8 protein-coding genes are annotated in these 9,252 nt (G+C 40.4%); 5 read left to right on the top strand and 3 right to left on the bottom strand.

Features of this window, described 5'->3' with window-relative positions:
* Positions 1 to 58: 58 nt before the first annotated feature.
* A complete protein-coding gene (locus V7K42_RS04625) occupies positions 59 to 991 on the bottom strand; it encodes an HsdM family class I SAM-dependent methyltransferase (RefSeq protein WP_334913978.1) in 933 nt (310 codons plus the stop codon).
* 125 nt (positions 992 to 1,116) lie between these two features.
* Between V7K42_RS04625 and V7K42_RS04620 the strand changes: the two genes are divergently transcribed.
* From V7K42_RS04620 to V7K42_RS04605, 4 genes are read left to right on the top strand one after another with little or no spacing between them, the layout of a single operon-like run.
* Entirely contained in the window at positions 1,117 to 2,133 is a 1,017-nt protein-coding gene (locus tag V7K42_RS04620; protein ID WP_334913976.1) for a DUF937 domain-containing protein, read from the top strand.
* Between the two features lie 18 nt (positions 2,134 to 2,151).
* Positions 2,152 to 3,648, top strand: a complete 1,497-nt coding sequence (locus tag V7K42_RS04615; protein WP_334913974.1) for a CHAT domain-containing protein — start codon at positions 2,152 to 2,154, stop codon at positions 3,646 to 3,648.
* Positions 3,649 to 3,651: 3 nt separating this feature from the next.
* Complete coding sequence (locus tag V7K42_RS04610; RefSeq protein WP_334913973.1) at positions 3,652 to 4,029, top strand: hypothetical protein; 378 nt, start codon at positions 3,652 to 3,654, stop codon at positions 4,027 to 4,029.
* A complete protein-coding gene (locus tag V7K42_RS04605) occupies positions 4,026 to 5,426 on the top strand; it encodes a hypothetical protein (RefSeq protein WP_334913971.1) in 1,401 nt (466 codons plus the stop codon). Before V7K42_RS04610 ends, V7K42_RS04605 begins: the two co-directional genes overlap by 4 nt.
* A 63-nt stretch (positions 5,427 to 5,489) precedes the next feature.
* Here the strand turns inward: V7K42_RS04605 and V7K42_RS04600 are convergent, their stop codons facing one another.
* Together V7K42_RS04600 and V7K42_RS04595 are read right to left on the bottom strand one after the other, a co-directional pair.
* Entirely contained in the window at positions 5,490 to 6,479 is a 990-nt protein-coding gene (locus V7K42_RS04600; RefSeq protein WP_334913969.1) for a TniQ family protein, read from the bottom strand.
* Between the two features lie 50 nt (positions 6,480 to 6,529).
* A complete protein-coding gene (locus V7K42_RS04595; RefSeq protein WP_334913967.1) occupies positions 6,530 to 6,817 on the bottom strand; it encodes a helix-turn-helix domain-containing protein in 288 nt (95 codons plus the stop codon).
* 146 nt (positions 6,818 to 6,963) lie between these two features.
* Between V7K42_RS04595 and V7K42_RS04590 the strand changes: the two genes are divergently transcribed.
* Positions 6,964 to 9,252: TnsA endonuclease N-terminal domain-containing protein (locus V7K42_RS04590; protein WP_334913965.1), on the top strand; the 2,289-nt coding region annotated here is incomplete at its 3' end.

Raw genomic sequence — 9,252 nt, 5'->3', positions numbered from 1 at the left:
GGAAACTACAGTACAAAACGTGTCAAATTTGACTTTAATCGTTCTAATTAACTTTTCGTTACATAGTTATAAATTTTCCCGCCCAGCTACTTAACGGTGACTCCAACTGTGTCAATACACCTGCAATAGTCCCCGCTTCTTGGTGCGTCTTATTTAAATAATCCCCCACCAACCCTAAATAACGTTCCTGCTGACCGCGATACAACCAAGCGATCGCCGTGATATTCTGGAGTTGTTCTTCACTAAAATCGCGGATTTTGCGCGTCACTACTCGGTAGAGGTTCCGCGCATCAATCATCAACACCTTATCTTGGCGTTCTGCTGGTTTACCCTTGTCAAAAAACCACAATGTACAAGGTAGCGATTTTGTGTAAAAAAAGTTTGTTCCAATAGAGATAATCATATCCACCGCTTGAGTGGCGATTAATTCCTCTCGAATCTCCTTTTCCCCATGTCCCGCATCCGATGCTGAACTCGCCATCACAAACCCGGCTCTACCTCGCTCATTTAAATAACTGTAAAAATACTGTATCCAGAGGTAATTTGCATTGCTCACTGCTTTAGTTTTCGCCGCAATTCCCGGTATCTTTTTTTCAGTAAACAGCCGCGAGTCAGTCTTCACCTTCTCTGGACTCACCCCATTGACATTAAACGGCGGGTTAGACATGACAAAATCACATTGACCCAGCAACTCTTCCCAGCGATCGTAAAAAGTATTACCCTGGCGAATTATCCCTTCTAATCCGTGAACCGCTAAATTCATTCGCGCTAGACGGGTGTTAGTATCCGATTTTTCCTGTCCGTAAAAAGTAATCTTTGCAGCTACATCCTCACCGCGATTTTCCACAAAATGTCCTGTCTGCACAAACATACCCGCACTACCGCAAGCAGGGTCTAAGACATTTCCCCGGTCAGGTTCAATCATATTTACAATGGTGCGTACCAAAGAAGGCGGTGTAAAAAATTCTCCTCCTTCCTGTGCGCCAGTCATAGCAAACTTATTTAGAATGGGCAAAAACGCAAGGTTCTCTTGGTGGTGCCTACATAGATAGAATCAGGGGAGACAAAGCAGATAACATCGAAAATGCCATCGCCGCTTTTACTTCTGTTCTGGAAGTGTTAACGCACAGTACCTTTCCTGACGATTGGGCAATAACGCAAAATAATCTGGGGATTGCTTACCGTAACAGAATATTAGGAGACAAAGCAGATAACATCGAAAATGCCATCGCCGCTTTTACTTCTGTCCTAGAAGTATTGACCCGTACTGCCTTTCCCGAACTATGGGGACAAGGACACAACAATCTGGGAAATGCTTACTTTGACAGAATATTAGGAGATAGGGCTGAAAATCTCGAAAATGCGATCGCAGCTTATACTGCCGCTCTAGAAATACATACCCGAAGTGCCTTTCCTGTTGATTGGGCAAACATACAAAGTAATCTCGGAAATGCTTACTCTGAAAAAATATTAGGAGATAGAGCTGAAAATCTCGAAAATGCGATCGCAGCTTATACCGCTGCTCTGGAAATATATACCCGCAGCGCTTTTCCTGAACTATGGGCAAGAACGCAAATTAATCTGGGAAATGCTTATCGTAACACAATACTAGGAGACAATGCAGAGAATATCGAAAATGCGATCACCGCTTATACCGCTGCTCTGGAAATATATACTCGCAGCACCTTTCCCCAACAATGGGCAACCACGCAAAATAATCTGGGAGGTGCTTACGCTAACAGAATATTAGGAGACAAGGCTGAGAATTTTGAAAATGCGATCGCCGCTTATACCGCCGCTCTGGAAGTATATACTTGCAAAGCCTTTCCTGTTGATTGGGCAAGAACGCAAAATAATCTGGGGCTTGCTTACTGTGAGAGAATAAGGGGAGAGAGACCTGAGAATCTGAAAAAAGCGATCGCTGCTTGCTCTGCTGCTCTGGAAATTAGGACTTTTGACGCTTTTCCTCAAGAATATGCAAAAACTTTGTGGATACTGGGAAATGCTTACCAATACGCAAACCAGTTTGACTTAGCGTACAGTAATTTTAAATCTGCCATTGACACAATAGAATCTTTACGGGAAGAAATACTTTCTGGTGAAGAAAGTAAGCGCAAACAAGCAGAAGAATGAAACAAGTTATATATTAGTATGGTAAGAGTTTGCCTCGAATTAAATAAGATTACTAAAGCGATTGAATATGTTGAACGGAGTAAAACTCGCAACTTAGTTGAGCAAATCCTGGAACGTGACGCTAAAACAATCTTCCCTCCAGATGTTGTGACTCAACTAGAAACCTACAGAGATGAAATAGCCGTAGGACAATATCAAATCCAAAATGGTAAAGCGGAGAATCCCCAAGACTTAGCAAAACGTCTCCAAGAATTGCGACAGCAACGCAACAACTTACAAGATAAATATTTGCCTATTGGTTCTGGCTTCAAGTTTGCTCAATTACCCACAACTTTAGATGCAAATACAGCAGTTATAGAATGGTACATTGCCACAGATAGAATTCTTGCTTTTATCATCCAACCTCACGGACAACAATTAATTTCTTGGCAATCACCAGCAGCAGAATTAGATGCACTAATTGATTGGCGTAATGAATATTTAATAGATTACTACAACCCAGAAGACGAAAATAAAATCCAATGGCAGAATCAACTAGAAACACGCTTGAGCAAATTAGCAGAAATTCTGCACATTGAAGAAATACTAGGCCACATCCCCGAACAATGCCAAAGATTGATCCTCATTCCTCATCGCTTCTTACACCTATTCCCTCTCCATGCCTTACCCGTCAAATCATCATACTTAATTGACTTATTCCCCAAAGGCGTAAGCTATGCACCTAGTTGTCAAATCTTACAACAAGTGCAACTGCGTCAACGTCCTGAATCTCAATCATTATTAAAATCTTTATTTGCTGTGCAGAACCCCACAGCAGATTTATATGAAAACGGCGAAAAAGACTTAGGTGCAGTCAACGTCATTAAAAAGAAATTTACTCAAGCTCATATTATCAAACAAGCCAAAGCCAACAAATCAGCAATTCTCCATGTTGATGAAAATCATCACACCACCCTCAACCCAGAATTACGCCAAGCGAACAACATCTTTTTCTTTTGTCACGGCTACTTCAACCCTAACTCTCCCCAAGATTCCGGCTTACAATTAGCCGACGCAAACCTAACTTTAATAGAGATCATCGCTCACTTCAAATTAGCAAACTGTCACCTAGTCACTCTTTCAGCTTGCGAAACTGGAATGATAGATTTCAGAAACACCAGTGACGAATACATAGGTTTACCTAGTGGCTTTTTGTTAGCTGGCAGCACCAATGTAGTCAGCAGCCTTTGGACTGTCAGTGCTACAGCTACAGCCTTATTCATGATGAAATTTTACGAAGAACTACAGCAGCAAACTAATATTGTATTAGCTTTAAATGCAGCACAACACTGGTTAAGAAATACAACAATTAAAGGCTTTCAAGATTGGCTACCTAAATCATCATTAAGTATATTTGGGCAGAAAGAAATAAATAAACGCTTGTCTGAAATCGCCAAAGATAAAAGAGAATCTACACCACCCTTTAAGTCACCTTTTTATTGGGCTGCTTTTTATCACACAGGTAAAGGAGTTTAACAAATGTCATCTCAAACTAGCATCCAAGCCCTTATTCAAATACTTAATTCACAAGCACAGTTAATTTCTCTACCCGACTGGGAAGAATTACAACAAATACATAGCAATTTACCAGAAGATGACGATGAAGAAATTGCCGAAAGATTAGAGGATTGGTTACAAACAGAATCTCGCAGTCAACTGTTAGCAGCTTACGAAGAAAACCTCGAAATAATCACTGCTGAATCTTCTATTGATAAAGATAAACACTTAGGGATAGCTAACAGTAAATCACAGACACCACCAGATAAACCCAGCCCATCATCAAAGGAATTGTTAGACAATGCTATTAAACTCAACGCGCCTTTATCAGACAAGCCAAAATCTCAACCAACACAGTGAAGAATTTTAGCCTCAGCCTCTACGCCTTTCATCTTCGCCACACCCTCACCCATCTTCCTGATGAAGTTGTGGCAGATGCTCACTTATTATGGGACAATTTGGTGAAATTGGGAGAGAATACCCTTACCTTTCCTGGCTTAAAAGATTTGCGTTCAAAATTAGTTTCTTATCATCATGGTGTATACACACCCCAGCAAGAAATAGCCATCAAAAGTGAATGGTTAAGCATTTCAGGAAAAGATTTAGACTTAGGTAGTCTCCCCACCCCAGCCGGATTTAACATTAACGCTAATCTTCAGCCATTCTTACTTAATGACACCTACGCTGTTGATTTAACCTTATCTCCCGAATTACCAAACACCGAGATAGACATACCCCAACTGCAACATTTTCAACCCCAATCTTTATTACCCGCTAATATTCAAGCATCATTAGGACAAACATTATCAGTTTATGGAGAAGTAGAACCCAGTGAAGATTGTGAGACTTTAGCACAAAAAATTGCCATAGCCTTAGTAGCAGGAACTAGTTTAAATTCTCCCACATTAATACACAAGGGAGAACTGTTTGAGAGTTTATTATTTGGATACCAAGCACTTGACACCAATGCACCAGATAACCCTGCTAAACAGTGTCAAATTTTAATAGTCATTAATAATAGTCAAGCAGCAACAGGAACGCTTGCAGAATCAGCCTATAACTGGTTGCGAGATTTATTTTGTAGCTACCACAAAATACTTTACATTTATCAACTAGCGCGTCAACGTTATGGAGAAGGGAGAAAAATTTACGGCGATTTAGAAAATAAAATCCAAATATTTAACAATCTGATAACTGGGAATCAAACAAAATTATCGGCATTAAAAAGTTTAATATCCCAAGTTCCGCAAACAAGCTTAGACTACACCAGATGCTGTCAAGATTTAGAAACCCACCACACAGCAATTACTACCAATATTACTAATTACAAAACCTGCTTAGATAACATTAAAGCCATTAATAACGGCAATATTACCCAATTCTGGGAATATTTTTTCAACAAAGAATGTCAAAAATGGCAAGAACAAATTCAAACAGATATTAACTATCTTGCTCCAGGTAAAGAAATATTTGGACAATTAGTTGATACTATTCGGGGGATAGTAGAAACAGAACAAGCAGAGCGCGATCGCTCCTTAGAAAACACCATTCAAATCATAGGTATCGGCTTAGGTGGTGGTTCAATAGTTTCAGGTGTTGTCACCCAACACATAGATAAACCCTTCGCACCAGGGATAATAAATTTTAAGTACCCAATTCACCCCTTAACATTATCCTTGCTAGGGAGTTTTCTAGCTACACTCGTTTGTTTTTTGCTGGCGTGGTTGTGGTTGTTGACTAAACGTAAGCAGCGTTAGGATAACTTATCCTAACTTATGTCATGTAAACATGAGGAACAATTAGGCGTTTATACTAAACTTCTACAACTTTAATTCCAGACTAAAATTCCCGAACAATATCCTGCCCAATTCCTTAAAATCTGATCCAAACAACTGGAATACACTAATCTTCGCCTTTTCGCACACAGGAATAATCAACTTCACCAAATGATAAGGTTGACTTTGATTTGTTGTTGAGGCTATCCTCAACGATTCCATGATTCCTCCTAAATATCCCAATAAATTCACATCCTTTCCAATTGCTTGTTCAAACACTAACAAAATCAATTGTAATTTTCGGGTTAACTCGATCGGGATGGGTTTATAACCTAATTGGGGAGTAAGTGCAATTAATTCGCTAATTCCTTGAATATTAACTCGATATTTCTCTATTTCTTCTTCGCCTTTAATTTCCTGTCCTAACCACCCGTAACAACGAGAACAAAATCCCGTAGGTGAAAACCTAGCCATCACAGGTAAACGGGCACCACAATGAGAACATTGTTCTATTAATCGCTGTTTGTGAATCAAACAAAATTCTACATCCTTAAATGACCATGATAATGGTTCATAGATAGTTTTGTTCTCCTGCATCCACTCTTCGCAACAACAAGGACACCAAGCGCGATAGTTCCGAAATAACCCCTTGTCATAAATCATTCCTTTCCAGCTTAAAAGGGTCAAAAAGCGTAAATCCTGACGCATTGTTAACTCTTCTAAGACAGTGACTAACTTTCCTGTCATTTCTCGCATTCCGTTAATAGCCGGTTTAGCATCGCTATTTCCCAATAAGTGACTCAGATTTTTTGACAGTAGCTCAGATTTATCCTCATCTTTGAGGATAAGTGGCGCAATTTCTCCCATAACGAGCTTCTGAGAGGTTAAACAGTGCACCTGTGCCAAACGATGGAGATAGCTACTAAGACTTTCTGCGTAGGGAGTTCCCACCGCCATAGGTTCAAGAGAAAATAACCGACTCCGTTGCGGGATTTCTAGAGGTTTTAGGCTCCAATGTTCTGAGTAAATAGTCATCCCTTTTGGATTAACCTAAATGCTGGTACTTTAGTTTTAACAGCTAAATTTTAGGGATTAGTTTCCGATTCACTCTTAACCTCGATACCGTAATTAACAAAGAGATCGGAGACAGATATCTCCAAAGCTGCGGCTAACTTAACAATATTTTTTAACGAAGGGTTACGCTCTCCGGTTTCGATTCCTGAGATGTAGTTGCGATGAAGTCCTGACTTTTCAGCCAGTTCTTCTTGGGATAAATCTAACTCTCGCCTTCGCCGCCTAATGGCTTTGCCAAAGCGGTACTCAATACTGGGGTGTTTTTGCGTCACAAACCAATACTGAACCAGTATCACCATTAAATCCATCTACTATCAGTGGACTTTTGCACAATATAAGTGTTATAAAGTTAAGTAGTATAGCATCAGGCAAGCAAGTTCCTAACTTTATGGCCTTATTTTGATAGATTCATAAAATAAAGCGCTTTGCGCTTACTAAGGAGTATATGAAAGAGCAATTTGAACAATGGGTTGCTCGCCTTCAAATATCCGAGGCAGGGCAAAAAATTATTGAGAAAGTTCGCTCATCTGAGCCATCCCGTCGCGTTGGTGGCGGTAGCAAGAATGTTTCGGGACGCTACCCTAGCCGCAAGATGGGAGTCACGATTCAATTTGAGTCTCATCGGGTTGAACTGCCAATTATCTATCAGTTAGAACATGATGAAAATGTTCTAGAATTCTACGATCAACCACCGCAAATTAAACTTGAGTATCAAGCAAGTAACGGACGTAGATTAGGCGTTTTACACACCCCAGATTTATTTGTCATCCGAACCAATTCGGCTGGTTGGGAAGAATGTAAAACTGAGCATGATTTGAAAAAACTAGCACAGAAAAACCCCAATCGTTACTTTTACTCTGAAGAAGATAATCAATGGCATTGTCCGCCAGGAGAAGACTATGCTAACCAGTTTGGGCTTTATTACCGCATTCGCTCAGATCGGGAAATCAATTGGGTTCTGCAACGTAATCTGCAATTTTTAGAAGATTATTATCGCTCAGAATCTCTAGTAGTGGAAGAAGCGATCGCTCAATCATTACTTGCAGTTGTGTCATCTCAACCAGGAATCACTTTAGCAGAATTACTCAATGGGTCAACAGGAGCTAAATCTGACGATATCTACACCTTAATTGTTCAAGAGCAAATCTATTTTGATTTAAATACTACAGCACTTGCTGAACCAGAAAGATGTCTAATCTTCCGTGACGAACAAACTGCTGGTGCTTATAGATTAATGGTTGAACAGCCAAGTGTAAGTCTTCCGGCTATCTCTCCTGTAGTCAATATTGTTATTGGAACGACTGTTAATTGGGACGGCAAAGGTTTAAATATCATCCATGTAGGAGAAACAGAGGTTATACTTGGCGCAGAAAATAATCAGTTAATTGAACTTAAAAAAGCTATATTTGAGAATCTGGTTCGCCAAGGAAAAATCACAAGTCTCCAAACACCAGAAAAAACAGCTATTAGTACAGAATCTTGGCAGCGATTTTATCAAGCTAGTCCTGAAGACCAAGCAGAAGCTCTTGAACGCTACAGAACTATCGAACCCTACTTAAACGGCCATCCCCCAGAAAACGAAACAATACCAGCCCGTACCATTCGTGACTGGAAAGCTAAATATCTAACTGCAATTCAAAAATACGGTTGCGGCTACATTGGGCTTTTGTCCCATCGCAGTGTCAAAGGTAATCGTCAGCGCAAGCTGCCCGAAGACACCTTAGCAATTATGGAGAAGTTTATTTTAGAAGACTATGAAACTCTTAAACAAAAAAGAATGTGGGAGGTTCACGCGGCTTTAGTTCGAGCTTGCGAACAATCTGGTGTAATTGCTCCGAGCTATAAAGCATTTACCAAAGAAGTACAACGCCGGACTGGTTACGAACAGACTAAAAAACGCCAAGGTCGTCGTGCCGCTTATCAGCATGAATCCTTCTATTGGGAGCTTGCTATAACTACCCCAAGACACGGCGATCGCCCTTTTGAAATTGGGCATATAGATCATACTGAGTTAGATGTAGAGCTAGTTTGCTCTGATACAGGTCGCAATCTTGGCAGACCTTGGGCAACATTTCTCGTAGATGCTTATTCACGGCGATTGCTGGCAGTTTACCTAACGTTTGACTCACCCTCATATCGTTCTTGCTTAATGGTGCTAAGAATTTGTGTCAAGCGTCACGGCAGGCTTCCCCAAATTGTAGTGGTAGATAACGGTGCAGAGTTTCACAGCGTTTATTTTGAAACACTACTAGCTACTTTTGAATGTACAAAAAAGCAAAGACCCCCAGCCAAAGCTCGTTTTGGTTCGGTTTGCGAACGTCTATTTGGAACTTCCAATACTCAATTTGTCCATAACTTACTTGGTAATACACAAATAACTCGTAATGTCCGCCAAGTCACCAAGTCAGTTAACCCTAAAAATCTAGCTGTATGGACACTTGGTTTACTTTATGAATATCTTTGCGCTTGGGCTTACGAAGTTTATGATACAGACGAACATCCGGCACTTTTCCAGAGTCCGAGGGATGCGTTTGCTGCGGGTATGGCGATTGGAGGCAGTCGGGTTCACCGCATGATTCCTTACGATGAAAACTTTCAGATTCTTACTCTACCTACAACCTCAGAGGGAAAAGCAAAAGTTCAAGTCGGACGTGGCGTAAAAATTAACTCAATCTACTATTGGTCTAATAGTTTCCGCGACCCCCAAATTGAAAATATCTCTGTGCAAATAAGA

The organism is Nostoc sp., from assembly GCF_036917455.1.
GTDB lineage: Bacteria > Cyanobacteriota > Cyanobacteriia > Cyanobacteriales > Nostocaceae > Nostoc.
The sequence above is the reverse complement of the archived record's forward strand: the minus strand, read 5'-3'. Positions and strand labels throughout refer to the sequence as shown.

Coding starts and splice junctions, on each gene's coding strand:
- V7K42_RS04610 (WP_334913973.1), top strand. CDS start 3,652: ATGTCATCTCAAACTAGCATCCAAGCCCTTATTCAAATACTTAATTCA.
- V7K42_RS04600 (WP_334913969.1), bottom strand. CDS start 6,479: ATGACTATTTACTCAGAACATTGGAGCCTAAAACCTCTAGAAATCCCG.
- V7K42_RS04625 (WP_334913978.1), bottom strand. CDS start 991: ATGACTGGCGCACAGGAAGGAGGAGAATTTTTTACACCGCCTTCTTTG.
- V7K42_RS04615 (WP_334913974.1), top strand. CDS start 2,152: ATGGTAAGAGTTTGCCTCGAATTAAATAAGATTACTAAAGCGATTGAA.
- V7K42_RS04595 (WP_334913967.1), bottom strand. CDS start 6,817: ATGGTGATACTGGTTCAGTATTGGTTTGTGACGCAAAAACACCCCAGT.